The sequence below is a fragment of the Candidatus Neomarinimicrobiota bacterium genome (genome assembly GCA_016784545.1).
GTDB lineage: Bacteria > Fidelibacterota > UBA8477 > UBA8477 > JABMPR01 > JABMPR01.
Window position 1 is genome coordinate 56,823 of sequence record JADHUM010000009.1, and the last position, 18,277, is coordinate 75,099.

The 18,277-nt window shown below is 45.0% G+C and carries 10 protein-coding genes; 9 read left to right on the top strand and 1 reads right to left on the bottom strand.

The window, feature by feature from the left end:
* Window positions 1-11: 11 nt before the first annotated feature.
* From ISR87_03565 to ISR87_03580, 4 genes are all read left to right on the top strand, one after another.
* A complete protein-coding gene (locus ISR87_03565; protein ID MBL7024509.1) occupies window positions 12-3,098 on the top strand; it encodes an efflux RND transporter permease subunit in 3,087 nt (1,028 codons plus the stop codon).
* A 271-nt stretch (window positions 3,099-3,369) separates the two neighbouring features.
* A complete protein-coding gene (locus tag ISR87_03570; protein ID MBL7024510.1) occupies window positions 3,370-5,865 on the top strand; it encodes a VCBS repeat-containing protein in 2,496 nt (831 codons plus the stop codon).
* 891 nt (window positions 5,866-6,756) lie between these two features.
* Window positions 6,757-9,225, top strand: a complete 2,469-nt coding sequence (locus ISR87_03575) for a VCBS repeat-containing protein (protein MBL7024511.1) — start codon at window positions 6,757-6,759, stop codon at window positions 9,223-9,225.
* 163 nt (window positions 9,226-9,388) lie between these two features.
* Window positions 9,389-10,876 (top strand): aminotransferase class V-fold PLP-dependent enzyme, encoded by a 1,488-nt coding sequence (locus ISR87_03580; protein ID MBL7024512.1) that lies wholly within the window; start codon window positions 9,389-9,391, stop codon window positions 10,874-10,876.
* A gap of 3 nt (window positions 10,877-10,879) precedes the next feature.
* Here ISR87_03580 and ISR87_03585 read toward each other — a convergent pair whose 3' ends face one another.
* Window positions 10,880-12,133: a T9SS type A sorting domain-containing protein gene (locus tag ISR87_03585; protein ID MBL7024513.1), complete on the bottom strand. Its 1,254-nt coding sequence runs from the start codon at window positions 12,131-12,133 to the stop codon at window positions 10,880-10,882.
* 124 nt (window positions 12,134-12,257) lie between these two features.
* Between ISR87_03585 and ISR87_03590 the strand changes: the two genes are divergently transcribed.
* From ISR87_03590 to ISR87_03610, 5 genes are all read left to right on the top strand, one after another.
* Window positions 12,258-13,208, top strand: coding sequence for an alpha/beta fold hydrolase (locus ISR87_03590; GenBank protein ID MBL7024514.1), 951 nt, complete (start codon window positions 12,258-12,260; stop codon window positions 13,206-13,208).
* 31 nt (window positions 13,209-13,239) lie between these two features.
* Entirely contained in the window at window positions 13,240-14,448 is a 1,209-nt protein-coding gene (locus ISR87_03595; protein ID MBL7024515.1) for a redoxin domain-containing protein, read from the top strand.
* A gap of 22 nt (window positions 14,449-14,470) precedes the next feature.
* Window positions 14,471-15,745 carry a BamA/TamA family outer membrane protein gene (locus tag ISR87_03600; protein ID MBL7024516.1) on the top strand — a complete coding sequence of 425 codons (1,275 nt, stop codon included), beginning with the start codon at window positions 14,471-14,473 and terminating at the stop codon, window positions 15,743-15,745.
* 320 nt (window positions 15,746-16,065) lie between these two features.
* The gene (locus ISR87_03605; GenBank protein ID MBL7024517.1) at window positions 16,066-17,490 is read left to right on the top strand and encodes a thiolase domain-containing protein; all 1,425 of its coding nucleotides are present in this window, start codon (window positions 16,066-16,068) and stop codon (window positions 17,488-17,490) included.
* A 1-nt stretch (window position 17,491) separates the two neighbouring features.
* Window positions 17,492-18,082, top strand: a complete 591-nt coding sequence (locus tag ISR87_03610; GenBank protein ID MBL7024518.1) for a hypothetical protein — start codon at window positions 17,492-17,494, stop codon at window positions 18,080-18,082.
* Window positions 18,083-18,277 lie beyond the last annotated feature (195 nt).

The following is an 18,277-nucleotide window of genomic DNA, read 5'->3' on the forward strand; positions in this document are numbered from 1 at the left end:
AGGATCACCTCATGAAAATATCAAAAAAGGCTCTGGACTACCCCAAGGCCACCATGTTTGCTTCGTTGGGAATATTTATCGCCAGCGTTGCAGCCTACATGATACTGCCATTGGAATTGGTTCCTGCAATTGAAATTCCCTATGCATTTGTTTCAGCTACCTACATTGGGGCTGCCCCCTCTGAAGTTGAAACAGATATTATCAAACCCATTGAGGAAAAGCTGGCGCAGTTACAGGATGTGGATGACATCACTGGCTATGCCATGCAAAATGTTGGATTTATCACCATCAAATTTTCTCCTGAAGCTGATCTTGAGTCCAGCATTGATGATTTGAAGGAAAAGGTGAATGAAGTCATTCCCGAGCTCAGAGAAGAAATTGACAATGTCACCGTGACGGACATAGATTTTGCGGATACACCCATCAGCATCTTGAATATCTATGGTGATTTTTCACCCCATGACCTGCGTATTCACGCTGAGCGGGTCAAAGATCAACTCACCAGGATTTCAGGGGTAAATCAAGTTGAAATGTTTGGCGGTGAGGAGCGTGAAATAGCCATAGAAATTGACCCAAATTTACTGCTGGCTAATAATCTGAGTATTCCCCAAATCTTACTCGCTCTTAAAAAAAGTAATATAAATTTCCCTGGCGGCACCGTTGAGTTAAAGGGACAGGATATCTTTGTGCGAACTGTGGGTAAATACGCACAGATCTACGATATCGAAAACACCATCCTGGGCGTAGATGCCTCGGGGAATGTGAAACGCATACGTGATGTTGCTACCGTCACCGATGGATTTGAAAAACCCAGCAGTTACTCACGCTATCAACAACATAATAGTGTGACGCTGCTCATTTCAAAACGAACCGGTGCACACATTGTGGAAGCCACGGAACAAATAGAAGCAGCAGTCGACAAACTGGCCGCAAAGTTTCCAGCAGGAATGGAGTACGAATATACGGCCAGACAAGCGACTGATATCGAAAAACAAACCAGTCAGTTAAACCAGAATGCAGCCTGGGGTATCCTGTTTGTCATTATTGTACTTTTTGCAGGAATTGGTTTTAAAAATGCCCTCATCGTTTCCATCGCCCTCCCCTTCGCACTCATGTCTTCTTTCCCGCTGATGTACGTTTTTGATCTGGCAAGAACAGGTATTTCCATGTTTGGGCTGATTATAGTGCTGGGTATAGTTGTTGATGGGGCCATTATTGTTGCCGAGTCAACTTATCGACACATGGAAGAAGGGCTGAGTCGGAAGGCAGCAGCCATTCAAGCCATAGATGAAGTGGGCATCCCGATTATGACGTCAGTGTTGACAACTATGGTGGCCTTTGCACCCATTATCTATATGTCAGGGACCATGGGGCAGTTTTTATCAGTTATTCCCAAAGTGGTTATTTTTACACTGGTAGGTGCATTTCTAGCGGATCACTTTCTCATCCCAGTGCTGGCTTCAAAAATGATGGTAGTCACGAAACGAGCTGGAATGCTTAGTGGCGAGTGGATCGGCAAGCGCTTTTATACCCGCATGGTAAACTGGGCTTTGAATCACCGCTTGCTGGTAATAGCCGGTGTCACGGTCATTTTCTTCATGTCCATAGCAGTTGTTGGAATTTCTGCTGTCAGCGATACTAAATTGGTGAAACTCCAGATCTTTCCTAAAGTACCGAGACCCAGAATAATTGTGGATATCAACACACCAGCAGGTAGCCAGCTCGATTATACCGATTCCATAGTTAAGGAGGTTGAAGCATATCTCTTGAGCTTTGATGAAGTAGATAGAATTGTCTCAACCGTGGGTGAGAGTGGTGTGCAGAATGTACGTCTGGCTCAAGGGGGAGGCAAGGGCGCAGAAATAGGTCAGATCAACGTTGACCTCATAGATGCCAAAGATCGAGATAATTCCGTTGAGGATCTCATGGAAATAATGGATGCAAAATTATCTCGGATTCCAGGTGTTGATGTGACCCTTCAGACCATAGCAGAGGGGCCACCCATTGCCACCAATGTGATTATTGATGTGAGTGGTGATGATCTGGAAGCTATCGGTTTTGTGGCTGAGCAAATAAAAAGAGATCTTGCCACAGTTGAAGGCGCTTTGAATGTGGAGTCAAGTCTGGGAGTTCGGCGTACTGAGTTTCAGGCCATTGTAGATCACGATCGTGCCGCCACCTATGGTTTATCAAGTCAGGAGATTAGCAGTACTCTGGCTGCTGCCATGATCGGCCTGGAAGCCACAACCTACTCGGATGGGCTGGACGATATTCCTGTGGTTGTTCGACTGAAGACCGATGGCGATGATGCTGTAGACGCTATCCGGAATTTGAACATCATGAACCAGATGGGTCAGATGATCCCTTTTGAAAATGTGGCCTCGCTGGAGCTGGGTAGTAGTGAAACCTTGATTAAACATCAGGATTTCAAACGCAATATCTCAGTTTCCTGTGACCTGGCAAAGGGTGTGGATGCCACGGATATTCGGAGGCGTATGGATCCCTTTCTGGAAGCGTTAGCCATTCCCAATGGGGTCAATGTTGAATATGGTGGCATTGAAGATGAAGCATCTAAATCGTTTGCAAGTCTTGGGAGAGCCATGATAATTGGTTTCATCATCATTATGATCATCCTCAGTGCCCAATTCCAGTCCATCAAACAGCCCCTGATTATCGGTCTTGCTATACCACTGTCCTTTATTGGAGTGATCTTTGGTCTGATGGTCACCCGGGTCCCATTCGGAATTATGGCTTTCTTTGGTGTAGTGGCACTTATGGGAGTGGTGGTGAATGATGCCATTGTGCTCATTGCCTATGTCAATGATCTACGCAGGGGAGGCATGCGGGTCCGAGAAGCCCTTGTTAAAGCTGGCAGGAACAGACTGCGACCCATCATACTCACCACAGTTACAACACTGGCAGGTATGATTCCCCTAAGTTTGAATCTTGCTGGTGGAGCTGAATACTGGAGACCCCTGGCAGTAAGTTTGATCTTTGGTCTGGCAGTTTCTTCCTTCCTGACCCTCATCATCGTTCCAGTCCTGTATTCTTTGATCGAGAGTAGGGGAGAGCGAAAAAAATTGTCAAGAACAACCTAGTCACTCATGGCTGGAGCTGTCATTTATTAAAATTGTTTTACAAAGGGCTTTGTGATGGCACAAAGCCCTTTGCTTATCTATCTTAGTCAAAATTTTACTCAAGCAATCAGAGTTAATAACAAGGGAGAAATTTATGTCTAAAAGCAAAATTGCAAGAGTATTGATGGTGCTTCTTGCATTGTTCGCAATGGGTCATACCGCAGAAAAACTGGTGCTACTAGAATACTTCACAAACGCTGGCTGACCTTCATGTGGCCCCTATGGGGCTCAGTTGGACGTGTTCCAACAAAATAATCAAACAGCTTTTACATCTATTCACTACCATATGTACTGGCCAGGTAGTGATCCTTATTGGACCTATAATACCATCGATCCATTGGCACGCATGCAGTTCTATCCCAATGAGAGTGGTATGTGGGTTCCCTATGCGGCTATCGATGGGATGTATGACTTAAATAGTCTCTCTGGTGAATTCAACGTAGATGACTGGGAAGCGCGGATCACTGAGAATGCCACGGACACTGCTCCTCTGGCTATATCAGTCACAGGCGATATGAATTATCAAGGCGAGGGTTATCTGGATGTCACCCTGACCCCTGAAACCGGGGCAGAAGGAGATCATACACTCCAGGTGGTTCTGGTGGAAGATGGTTTATATTTCATGGGATCGAATGGTTATCCAGATCATGATGCCGTTATGCGCCACATGTTTCCAAGTTTTGAAGGTACTCCTATAAGCTTGGAAGCAGGCGTTGAATTCAACATATCTATCGATTTGCAAATAACTCAAAATTTTGCAATGGAGAATTGCCGTCTGGTTGTCTTCGTACAGAGCTCCGATAAAACAATTCTAAATGCAGCTACTTTTGATGTCACAGACTTGACCCCTATCAATGTTCCAAAATTGTTGGGTGCGACTCAGGAGTTGTTTGTTGTCGATGAAAATGATGATGGGAAGCTCAATCCTGGCGAATCTACCAACTTTGCAGTAACTGTTTTAAACCAGTGTGATTGGGCTGAGGCAGTTGGAACCACAGGCTATCTATCCAGCACCAGCCCCTATGTTACCATTACCGATAGTGTAGGATCCTACGATCCCATCGAATCTTGTAATACTGGCACCAACACAACTGATATGTATGCTTTTAGCATTTCCGAAGATGCTCCTGTAATAACTGAGATGGCTTTCAGTCTGCGGTTGACATCCAATCAAGATGGTGCTGTACCCTATGAAACAACCATACCCCTTACGGTAAGCATAGATATGTTCCAGAATCACTTTCCAGTAGATATCGCGTATGGTGTTGTAAGTGGAAGTGCCGTGGTAGACCTCAATAATGATGGAAACCTGGAGGTGGTCTTTGGTGGTCTGGATAGCATGCTCCATGTCATAACGCTGGACGGATCTGAATTTACCGGATTCCCATTCATGGCGGATAGTAAGATTACTTCAGCACCGGCTATTGGGGATATTGATAATGATGGCAGTCTGGAAATTGTTTTCGCTTCCTTGAGTGGCGGTATTTATGTCGTCCAGGCAAATGGAACTGGTGAATTGGTATCTCAAGCAGTGAACAATATTCTTGGAACACCGGCCATTGATGATCTGGATGGTGATGGCGATCTTGAAATTGTTACGGCAGGTTTTGGTTACGACCTCGTGGCCATTCACCACGATGGCTCTCCTCTGACAGGCTTCCCTTTAATAATTGAGGGTGAACGGATGGAAGGCGCTGCAGGTATTGCCGATATTGATGGCGATGGTTCCAAGGACATCATCGTAGGTACCAAGGGTGACTTCTTACATGTCTTTGATGCAAGTGGTAATAGTCTTGCGGGATTCCCCATTGATGTGGGAAGTGATATTAAAACACCTCCTGTTATAACTGATCTTACCGGGGACGGAACCCTGGAGATTATTACTGGTCAAAGAAGCGGTATTGTTTACGCCCTGACTAGGTCCGGCGCTGTATTATGGACCCACCAACTTGCAGCCGTTCCCATTTTGACTGCACCGGCAGTCTTTGATTATAACCAGGATGGCCTCATGGAAACCGTTTACGTCTTGCCCGATGGTCGTGTTAGTGTTCTGGATCATGGTGGAAATATGCTGGATGGTTGGCCTCAGACCCTGGCAACTACCTGCTACAGCTCACCAATTCTCGCGGATATCACTGGCGATGATATACCTGAGATCATTCTCGGGGATGATTCCAACGACCTCTATGCCTTCAATATTGATGGTACACTCCTGCCAAACTTTCCCATGACCATGGGATCACGTGTGCATTGTGCAGCTACAATCGCAGATTTGGATCTCGATGGCAATATGGAAATCATTGTTGGAACGGATGCTGGGCTAAGCATTGTTGATATACCGGAAGTCAGCCAGGTTGGTCCCAATTGGTTTACCTCGCGGGGAAATTATAAAAGAACTGGATATTTCCCCAACAACATAGCGAGCTCTATTGAGGCACCCATCACTCCTGGAGTTTTGACATTATCTCAAAATTACCCAAATCCTTTTAACCCGACTACTTCACTTGAGTTTGGGATTCCAGAAGCTTCACAAACAAGCTTGTCAATATTTGATGTGCGTGGTCATGAAGTGACCAGATTGATTGATGGAAATCTGGCACCTGGAAATTACTCATTACTCTGGAGTAGCCTGGATCAAGGGGGCAATTCGGTAGCAGCAGGTATTTACTTTGCGCGCATCCAAACTGCTACTGGCGAACAAGTTATCAAGATGACACTCCTCAAATAGTTCATCAACTTGGTTCCGAATATGTTAGAGAGGCTGTCTCAGAACCTGAGGCAGTCTCTTTTCTTTTAACCACGGATTCACACTGATTTCCACAGATTTATGTAAAATCCAATCTAAGATGTAATTTCTGAGCCTAATCAGCTAAAGTCAGCTCACCAGAGACAAGCAAACAACTCTTTCCTGTTCCAACGAATTGTCTTCGACCATAGTTTCAGCAGATTTTGGGGGCTGGCAAGCCACTATAACTCAATATTCACATTATCAAGACCAGGGGGAGGAAATGCCTGATACCCAACACGAAGGGATTCTATAAAGAACCATATCCAGTTCCAGATTATCGATCACCTTACTTATCAGACGAACCAAATACTTCTCTGGTGTCAAATCTTCTAAATAGAGGAAAGAGTGTGGACGGATGATGATCATAAGCTTTAATATTAGCTTTAGAAGAAAATGGATTATCATAGACAATTAAAATATTAACAGTTGCATATCTGATTCCACCCCAACCCCCAACTCCTAACTCCTAACTCATAACCCTCGGTACGACAAACAAAATAAGAATCCATGCATTTTGGACATCCCCTTCTTTGCAAAAAAACTGGCTCTGTTTTCAGGTGTCTTCGTTATTAAAATTAAATTTTACTAACGTTTCTTTTACGAAGGGCTTTGTGGTGGCACACGCCCCCTCGTTTAAATATGTTATGGGATGCTTTACTTAGGCATATAAACATAATTCAACTTGGAGAGATTATGATCAAAAACAGACTCGCAAGCGTAGTGATGATACTTCTTGCCTTATTCGCGCTTGGGCATACCGCCGAACGATTGGTCTTAGCTGAATATTTCACAAACGCTGGCTGACCTTCCTGTGGCCCCGCAGGGGCTCAGTTGGACGTGTTCCAACAAAATAATCCTACGACACATACCCAAATCAACTACCATATGTCATGGCCGGGAACTGACCCATATTACAATTATAATAGCGCGGATGGCGACGCCCGACGTAGCTACTATGGATTAAATTGGGTTCCCTACATGTGTATTGATGGTGAAAATGATGAAGGCAGTACAACGACCTGGCAGAATCATATTCTATCCAATGCCCAAACCACTGCGCCTTTGGCAATCACCCTCTCTGGAAATTTTGACTATCAAAGTGGATTTGGAAGCCTGCAGGTGACCCTTGATCCTGAAACTGGAGCAGATGGTACCCACAGCCTCCACGTTGTGTTGGTTCAGGATGGTTTATACTACATGGGCAGCAATGGTTATCCAGATCATGAAAATGTCATGCGGGACATGTTTCCCAGCTCTTCTGGAACCAGTATTACCCTGGCAGCAGGTGTTCAATCAGTGGAACAGGTGGACTTCCAGGTCCCTTTGACTTTTCCCATTGATGATTGTCGCCTCGTGGTTTTTGTGCAAGCATCAGATCATACAGTATTGAATGCTACGACTGCCTATGTTGGCGATGTTGCTCCCCTTAATATTCCTAATCTCACTGCAATTTCTACAAATTTGAACATTGTGGGAGATGATGGCGATGGCACACTGAATCCTGGTGAATCAGCCGAATATATGGTTACGATTCAGAACAATTGTGACTTTGTCAGTGCGTTTGATGTAACCGGTTATTTGTCAAGTTCAAATCCTTATATCACGGTTACCGATAGTATTGGTGTCTACGATATGATTGTTTCCTGCGATTTCGTGACCAATTTTACCGACAAGTTTGCCTTCACTGTTTCTGAGGCGGCTCCAGATATCTCAGATTTTATTTTGAATTTGAGAATGGTTGCCAATCAAAGTACTGAGGATCCATATGAAGTCATTATTCCTCTTACTGTAAGCATTGATTTGTTCCAGGCCAACTTCCCCGTTGCTGTTTCCCACCCCATTATGAGTGGAAATGCAGTCGTGGATCTTGATGGCGACGGTACAAATGAAGTTGTCGTTGGTGGAACTGACAGTCTCGTTCATGTATTCACACTTGAAGGAACTGAGCTGGCCGGGTTTCCTTATGCCACAGGGAATTGGATCATTGGCGCCCCAGCGGTTGCTGATATTGACAATGATGGCGATTTGGAAATCGTAGTGACTTCAAGAGATCGGAAAATCCATGTGGTCCAACACGATGGCTCCGGTGTCGCTATTGTTGAAGCTTCCAGCTATCTCATGGGCACACCTGCCCTGGATGATCTGGATGGTGATGGCGATTTGGAAATTGTAGCAACCTCCTATAGCTATGAAGTTCTGGCTGTTCATCATGATGGAACGTCTATGGATAACTATCCTGTCATTGTTGATGGGGGTAGAATGTCCACAGGAGTTGCCATTGCTGATTTGGATGGAGATGGAAGTAAAGATTTCGTCATGGGAACCTGGAGTGACAGTATTTTTGCTTACAATTTAAATGGTGATTTATTAAATGGATTCCCAGTTGATTTAATCAACAATGTTGCTGCATCACCAGTGGTTGCCGACATAGACGGAGATGGAGCCCTGGAAATTCTTTGCGGTCAGGACGCTGGCAAATTTTATGCAATTGCCAATGATGGAACCGTACTCTGGATACAGCAGGTGTCCTCAGCCAGCATTCGTACTGCTGCTGCAGTATGTGATTTTGAAGGTGATGGATTCCTGGAGATCATTTATACAGCCCTTGACGGTACTATCAATATCCTTGATTATCAGGGGAATTCCCTGTCAGGCTGGCCACAAAATCTTGGTGGCTCGTGCAACAGCTCGCCTGTTATAGCAGACCTGGATGGTGATGATGTACCTGAGATTATAGTTGGCTCAAATTCCGGCGAACTATTTGTCTTTCATCAGGACGGAACAAGTCTGGACCTGTTTCCTCTTGAAATGTCTGGACCTGTCCAGGGGACACCAACAGTGGCTGATTTGAGCCTTGATGGCACCCTGGAGATTATTGTTGGAACAGATCACGATCTGACCATCATTAATCTGAAAACACCTTCAGATGTTGGTGCCTGTTGGTCAACTGCCCGTGGGAATAATCAGAGAACCGGTTACTACACAGGTCAGGTACTGAGCGTAGAAGACATTAAAATGCCTGAAACGCTTGAGTTGAAGCAGAACTATCCAAATCCTTTCAATCCTACGACTACGATTGAATTTGGAATACCCACCCATAGCTATGTGACTCTGAAAATTTATGATATTTTGGGTCAGGAAGTGAATAGCCTGGTACAGTTAGAACTTGTACCTGGCACTTACAGCTATCAGTGGAATGGCACCGATGCTTCATCCAATACGGTTGAATCAGGTATTTATTTTGCCCGTATCAACGCCGCAGGTTCAGAGCAAATAGTAAAAATGATGTTGCTAAAATAGACATCACATCATAAATAGAGTAATAGGGGGCCGTCCATTGGATGGCCTCCTGTTTTTTAGGCGTTTCGTCCATGAACTGAAATATTTTATCAGGTCTGTACCCGTGTATATTCTGACATGACTTATCTGGTCATTTCATAGCAAATTCATTGGGAGTTCAAGAATGAGATCATCTGGAAAAACGTTAACCGGTAAAGCACTTCTTGAAATGATTCGCTCAGACTTTATTGGTCTGGATACCAAATATGAGACGGTAGGGGGGCAGCTGACCAGACGAGTATATCTGGACTCCACAGCCAGCTCACTTATGCTTCGACCCACAGCGCAAATTACTGCTGACTTCATGCGCCATTACTCCAATACCCATAGCAAACTCCACCATTCAGCACACATTTCCACAGCGGCATATGATTGGGCTCATGAAAGGATCCTCAGCTTTCTAGGTGCAGATTCGAATATTTACACCTGTTTCTTCACTGGCTCAGGAACCACAGGTGGCATCAATAGGATGGCTCGTGTCTTCCGTGATGTACATCCAGATAAGGACACGGCAATCATCTCCATCATGGAACATCACTCCAACGACTTGCCCCATCGTAAGCATATGAAACACGTGTATCATGTGCCTGTTGAGGGGCTGGATGAAAATCAAATGTGTATCAGTTTGCCTAAATTGGAAGCAGCACTGCGTACTGGTGCTGGTAAAGTCAGTTATGTCTCCATTACCGCAGTGAGCAATGTGACCGGGATTATCAATCCCATCCATGATATTGCTCGACTCGCCCATAAATATGGAGCCCTACTCATGGTGGATGGTGCCCAGAGTGTTGCTCATCTCCCCACAAAAATGTTTTATCCAGACGATCCGGATGCCTGTATCGATGCCCTGGTATTTTCCGGGCATAAAACCTATACACCCGGTTCGCCAGGGGTTGTGGTGGCGCGTAAAGATCATCTCCTGTCAATTGAACCTGAAGAAGTGGGTGGGGGCATGGTAGATCGTGTCCTGGAAGATCGCTACCTGGTGAAAGAAACATTTCCTGATCGAGAAGAAGCAGGTACCCCAAATATCCCGGGAGCTATTGCCCTGGCTACTACCATAGAAATTCTTGATCGTATCGGCATGCACACACTTATGGAGGAAGAAGACAAAGTCCTGGTCGAGGCAATTAAGGGAATGGCCGGTATGCCAGAAATCATCGTTTATGGTGGCACTGATCTTGAAATTTGTCCCCGGGCAGCTTCAATTTCCTTCAACATAAAAGGGGTAGATCATGGTCTGGTGGCTGCCATACTCAACGACTACTTTAATATTGCAGTAAGGAACCAGTGTTTCTGCGCCCACCCCTATGTGAAGGAAATGATGTCTGATGATCTGGAAGCTGAGTTTGGAGAGATAGATTTTGGTAATATGAGCCCGGAATTCATGCGTAAAGCAGGGATGGTAAGGGCCAGTTTTGGTCTGTATTCAACTCTTGAAGATGTGGCTCTCCTCATGACAGCACTCAGGGATATTATTAAAAATGCTGAAACCTATGGTTTGGAATATGCACTGAATTCAGACAATGATTATGTTCATACTAGCTATCAGGTGGATAATGAGGGAGTCTTTAATATTGTTGGAGCGGTAGACAAGTATATAGGTGATTAGCGTCTATTTGAGCAATAACAGCTTCCCGCGTGAGACATATTCAGAGCCAGATCTAATTTGAAAGAAATAGTTTCCAGAATGTAAATCGTTCCCCCCGTGATCTTGACCAGACCACAGAAAATTATACACACTTCCATCATGAACCCAATTCGCTTCTGAGAACACCAACTGCCCTCTCATATTGAACACTTCAAGGGTGTAAGTGCCTGACTCATTGGCATGTAGCGGTATGATGGTGCTGTTGTTAAATGGGTTGGGATATGCTTGATTTACCTTGAATTGCTCTGGTTTTATGTCATCCCTTGCCAACTCAGTCGTAAGAAAATCAGCATGAATTTCAGTACTTCCATCTCCCCGGAAGATCAGAAGGTTTCGATCTGGAAGTTCAATCCAGGGCAATTCTGATACTGCGCCGCCTGAGGGGGGTGTACTCATGACAACACGATGATTGCTATCAGAAAGATGAGGGGGGAGGTTGGTAGCCTGGCTGGCATCAAAATAATGAATATCACTCATGGACGACCGACGATAGGCATATAAATCGGAGCCGTCAGAGAGCAGAAAATTTTTCAATTGAAAAGGTTGCTGGTCCTCCAGAACAATAAGTGCCTGCCGGATGCCCTCAAATACGGATCCTGCATCCTCAATATTTTTAATGATCCAGAAGAAGAACAACTCGGAGTCGACAACATTTTCCCAGCCTGATCCATCCCAGGGCCCCCCGCCATAGGTCTGCGGCGGGTGGAGGGCTAACCAGTCATCTCCTATGAGCTCTCGGACCTCTTCCTTCCATACATCTCCATTGTGCCCAAAACTGAAATTGACACCGTTATCACTGGTGTAAACGAAGGGGTGAGGGTTCTCTATATTATTTGCCCCAGAACTGGTTTGACGAAGATGACCCATAAGTATGGGTACCTGGGTTTCAGTCAGGAGTGAGGATGTATGATCATAGTAATTGTCATCCGAATAAGCTTCTATATCGGACCGAACAGTTTGGAATTCGAGGATGTCCTGGCCAACATGGTAGCTCGTCATGGCCCAGCCATCTCGATTGTTATAAGGCCATCCACCTGAGCCTCCCTGGAGCCGAAATGCTTCGAGTTCCCCCATGAGATAGGGGTGCCAATCACCATTTATGTAGGTATCGCTCAATGACTCACCTGGCAGAGCAATTACTCCCAACATTCGACAGGGAATCAGGGGTGTCACCAGCAGCAGAAAGATTAAACTTCGCTTGAAAAGTGGGGCTAACATGGTGAAAATGTAGTCAATTCATGTATGGATTGAAAGGAATTGGTGCAAAGCAAAATGATTTCTTATGGATGTAAATTCACTTTCCAGGGTTGTCTTAAGACTGCTGCGGACTATTTTCAAATCGATGAGGAAATTTCAACCTAGCCCTTTTAAAGCTGCCGGCTGGCTACCCAACGGTCATTTTCAATCCATCTTTGCATCCATGGTCATGCCGGTAAAACTCCCAAATTATAGACGCGAGATTCTGGATCTTCCAGATGGTGACATTGTTGCCGCAGATTGGGTTGATGGTGAGCCAAAAGCCCCCATTGTAGTGCTTGTCCACGGGATGGAGGGCAGTTCACATAGCCGATATGCCAGATTGCTGATGAATGAGTGTGTCAAGCGGGGCTGGCATGGTGTGGTTCTGCACATGCGCAGTTGTGGCGGTCTCATCAATAAGCATAAACAATTCTACCATGCTGGATTCTATGCAGACATAAAATACTTTCTGGACCAACGACTGCCTCAGATAGGGATGAATGAACAGGTGTACCTATTGGGTGTTTCCCTCGGTGGAAGTCAGATCGCACATTATTTAGCTAAGGGGAAAGCACTGGAACGGGTGAAAGCTGCCGCAATCATATCTACACCTCTGGATCTTGGAGCTTCAGCAGATTTCATGAGCAAAGGGTTTAGCCGAAATTATGTTGTAAAATTCCGGAATACACTTCTGGAGAAATACCACCTCAAATCAGAACTGATTGGTGATGAGAGTATGGCGATTAACTTGGCCAAAGCAAAAACCTTCTGGGAGCTTGACAATGCGGCCACGGCACCTATCCATGGCTTCCGGGATGCTGCTCATTATTATGCTGAAATGAGTTCAAAAAACTGTTTGAAGGATATCCCCGTACCTACACTTTATCTGGCCTCCCGGGATGACCCCTTTGTTCCGGAGGCATCGATGCCACAAATTTCAGAGGGAATGCTTACCTCGTTATTGACAGAAAAGGGGGGACATGTGGGATTTGTAAACCAATACGGCAAATCATGGATGGTTCACACTGTGTTTAAATTTTTGACAGAAAATTAAATAGTATCTCAATTATAGAAAAGAGGATGGAATGAAAAAAAGTTTGTTAATGGTCTTTATCGTGGGTCTCACCTTGTTATTGACCTTTTGTGAGAAAGAAGCAGAGATTTCACCTGAAAGACTACAGGTGCTGGTGGATACACTGGCCCAGGAACTGGAATATGATGTCTGGATGGATCTTAGCTATGAGTTGAGTAAAAATTATCCTGAGGAGTATGCTGCAGGTATGGCCATGGTACGCTCTGCTGAACGTGCCATCATGGAACGTGACGAAGAACGCTTTGGGAAGATTTTCAATTTATTGACGAATTATCCTGAAAACGGTGCTTTGGAGATTACTGATCAGATCGCTTTTGGGAATAGATTGGCCTGGATAATGTCAGATCAAATGTTGCTGCTAAACGAAGCGCCAGCTGTGATAGAATATACGATCGAGAAATTTCAAGCTGAGGAAGAGGGACTAAAATGGCGTGATGAATTGGGAGCCATGATCTTCGATACTCAAGCGAATATTTTTGAAAAGCAAAATGAGACAGAAAAAGCTCTGGAAGCCTATGGACTGGCACTTGGTTACCTTGAACAGCCCGAAACTTTACTCCGTCGCGGACTCATTTATGAAGCTCAGGAGAACTTCGAAGGAGCTTTGGAAGACTATATCGCTGCCCTGCAACTGTCGCCTGGAAAAGCACAGATCAACCAGAAAGTGATTGAGATGTATACCCGTCTCAATCCTGAAGCAGATTCTCGAGCTTTCATGAATGACCTTCACACCAGTCTCGATGAACGCCGAAAAGAGGAAGTCCTCTCTGAGATGTTTCATATCGATGCGCCAGAATTTCAAATCACCGATTTTAGTGGAAGATCATTAAACAATACCAATATGCTTGGTAAAGTTGTCTTTGTGGACTTCTGGGCCACATGGTGTAACCCCTGTCGTCGAGAATTACCCGAGTTCCAGGCTTTCTATGAGCGCTATAAAAAGGACCAGCGTGTTGTGTTCGTCGCTGCATCTACAGACCAGGAAAAACAAAAGGTTCAACCCTATATTGATGAAATGAAATTCACTTTTCCTGTCGCATTTGCAGAAGATACTGCTACAAAATTTGGGGTGGAAGGTATCCCAAGTCTGTTTATAATAGGACCACAAGGAAAAATCCGTTACAAGATCGTGGGATTTGATCCAGACAAAGACTTCATCAGAGAGATGACTTGGCGTCTGGAGAGTTTGCTAGATAGTTAATCTATTACAGGAGGAAAGTAGTATGAATCGTAAGTTCTTATTGGTAATCCTAATACTTTCAGTGGTGTTCGCTTATGGACAAGAGGCTAAAACCGGCTGGGGCTTTGGCGGTGTGCCTGCGGTTGCCTATAATTCAGACACTGGATTTTTGTATGGAATTGTTTTTGAAGCGTATAATTACGGTGATGGATCTCACTACCCTGATTATGATTATACTATCAAGCCTACCTGGACCAGGACCACCAAGGGCAGTGGAGAGAACACCCTCTTTTTCGATTCAAAATACCTGCTTCCAAATGATTTGCGAATCACTGCATATGCCGGCTACCTGACTGAACAAGCGTTGCCTTTTTATGGATTTAATGGGTACGAAGCGAATTATACACCTGGATTTGAAGTTTCAGATTCAAGCAACTATGTCAGCCGGATGTTCTATAGACATGAGCGTAATACATTGCGTTTAACCGCCGATTTTCAAAAGAGTGTCATCAATGATAATATTCGAGTCATCGCAGGATTTGGATACATCGACACCAAGGTGGACACAGTGGATGAGGCAGGTTTGAATGAGGGAAAAGATGAAGATCTCCTACCTCTCGATGCACCAACCCTTTATGATAATTATGTTGATGCCGGTTATATCAGGGCTGAAGAGGCGAACGGTGGGGTAACAAATTTCATTAAACTCGGTCTTGTTTACGATACCAGAGATAATGAACCAAATCCCATGAGCGGTATCTGGACTGAAGCACTTCTCACCACTTATCCCGGCTTTATGGGTAGTGATTTTCCCTTCACCACCCTCACGGCCACACACAGACAATACTTCACATTGATTGAGAATGATCTATCGTTTGCCTATAGACTGGGTTATCAGCAACAGATTGGTGAAGCTCCTTTCTTTATGTTACCATGGTATCAAAGTAGTTATAAGATGACCGAAGGTCTGGGTGGATCAAAATCCTTACGCGGTATCTTGAAGAATCGTATCGTTGGCACCTCCATATTTATGGCCAACATGGAAGCCAGATGGAAGTTCTACAAAACTGTCATAGGCGGTCAAAACTTGTACTTGGCTCTCAATGGTTTCTCTGATTTTGGTCAGGTTCTAACTCCTTATGAGGTCGAAGATCAAACGCTACCATTTGCTGCAGACGAAGGCTTGCACCTATCATTTGGCGGTGGCCTAAGAATCGTGCTCAATGAGAATTTCATCATTGCAGTAGACTATGGCATGGCTTCAGATGAACAAGACGGTAATTCTGGTCTGTATATTGGATTGGGCTACCTCTATTAATTCGACTTAAAAAAAACTATCAATTCATCAAGGCGCGGATTCGAATCCGCGCCTTGTGTTTTACCCCAATTCTGGTGTGGTGCTACGGCGGCTTTTCTTTTCAAGTGACGGCAAACCTCGCTTTGTGTTTTACCCAAAACGTTTATCGTAATTGACAGTGTTGTAATCAGAATCCCTTTTGGAATTCAGCACTGTCTGTTAGTTTATTCCCGAACACCTCAAATACTTTTTGAATGCTATCTTGAACTTTAGTAAGGGAAATGCATCAGCTCTTTGCCGGATGTCTGTCCTTTGAAATAACTCAAATATGGGAGCGAAACATGATCAAATTCAGTAAACAACAGCTCAAAATTCCACAGATGAGCAAGCCCGTTTATCTGGTAACGGGTGGCATGTCAAAATTTGATAGAGCCATACCCGAGAAGCGGACCGAAGAGCTGGTTATCGACGCCTTCCTGGAGGCGGCAGAATTTATCAAGAAATCCCCTGAAGAATTGAAAGCGTACATCCACAGTTGCTACTACGGTCACTTTGCAGATCACTTTGGTGATCAACTGCTAGGGGAAGCAGTCATACATGACCGGCTCGGACTGGATCCGCTTGGAAATGTTGGTATTAAAACCGGTGGTGCCACAGGTGGCTCAACCATATGGGAAGCATACAAAGCTGTAGCCTCCGGTTATTCTGACACTGTTTTGGCCATGGGTTGGGAGCGGATGGATGAAGTTCCCACCGATGAGGGGAATCACTATATAGCCTCAGCAGCTGACAAAGACTGGGAAACTCCCCTGGGTCACATTTACACAGGTTACTATGCTGTCATGGCGCAAAAATACTGGCAGGTGTTTGGCAAGGAGGAAGAATCCTTCCGCAGGACTCTGGCTGAAATTGCTGTAAAAAATAAGGGCTATGCTCGCATGAATCCTCATGCCCAAAGCCCCATGAAAATTACCGTGGAAGATGTGTTAAATTCTCCCATTGTAGCCCATCCATTGCGAGCACTTGATTGTTGTCTCATGAGTGTGGGAGCATCCTGTGTCATCCTGGCTGATGAGAAAACTGCCTATGAGCTCACAGATAACCCGCTCCTGCTCTATTCATCTGCTGGTTCACATACCCTGCGTGTTGCTGACCGCCGCGATATGGATATTCCATTATTACCCAATGAAAGTCCTGATCAATACAAAGATCTGGGTGTTCGTTTTCCAGGTGGTGACAGGTATCCTGGTTTTACGGGGTTTCTCGCTGCACGCATGGCAGCCTACTATGCTTATGGTATGGCTGGTATTGTGGATCCTACAGAAGATCTTGATCTTGTGGAATTGCATGATGCATTTACCATTAGTGATATTCAGACGTATGAGGATATCGGTATCCGTCCTTATGGTGAGGGGCGTACCTATGTGGAATCTGGTGACTGCTATCATACCAATCCTTTTACAGGCCAACCGGGCAAGCTGCCCGCCAACCTGTCTGGAGGTCTCATAGGTTGTATGCATGCTGTGGGTGCCACAGGTATTATGCAAGTCATCGAAGTGGCTCAACACATCTGGGGACGTTGGTCAGAGATGCATGCTGATGAAGCGAAGTGGAAACGATTTAATCGTGTAAAACCAGCTGATTGGACCGATTTGCAGGTGAAAGGTGCCAAAAGAGGGATGGCCATCAGTCATGCTGGAGTTGGCTCTCATGTGACGGCAACCGTCCTGGTTCATCCAGAGCATCAATTAAAAGGGAGGGGCTAAGATGACTACTCAAAATAGAGGAACTGTCAAGGTCGAAAATGGTCGTTATCGTGTCACAGGTAACTTCCACTATGCATACCCAAATGAACCCATCAGAGATGAATCAGGAAAACTTCTGGGCATTACCAATCCAGCTGATATGACCCATATTCATGCCTATGGCGGGGAAGCGCCCTTCTTTGAAAATCTTAGCAATGCCAAATTGTTAGGGACAAAATGTGCGAACCCCAAATGCGAAACCTACGGGTCAATTTATATACCATATCGTATTCATTGCCCAGATTGTCTCATGCGCAATGAGGAAGTCGATCTCACTGAATTGGCTCGCAAAGGTGCCAGTGTGCATACCTTTATGATCACGGAACGAACCGGTGCTTTCAATACCCTGGAAATACCCATTCGCTTTGTGAATGTGGAGTTTGAAGGCGTGTCTACTATTCTCATGGGATATCTCTCCATTGGAGAGCCCAAAATTGGAATGAAAGTAGTGCCCATTTTTCAAACCAAGAATCCCACATTTACCATCATGGATCTTTCCTGGGTGCCAGCAGGGACAAATGCTGCTGACTTACCGGAGGGATTCTCTTTTTAGATTATTCCATCGACTTGAATGTGAGAAAAGAGGCTGCTTACGAGCGGCCTCTTTTAATCGTGTGCCGTGCATGGTTAATAACTAGGTGGTGCAAGTCCACTGTGGAGGATTGTAGTTTCCAACCACTAGTCGAGAGCAAGGGTGTCGTGGGTGACTGCGAATCTGAAGGAAGCTTAAGACAAATTTCCGAACTGA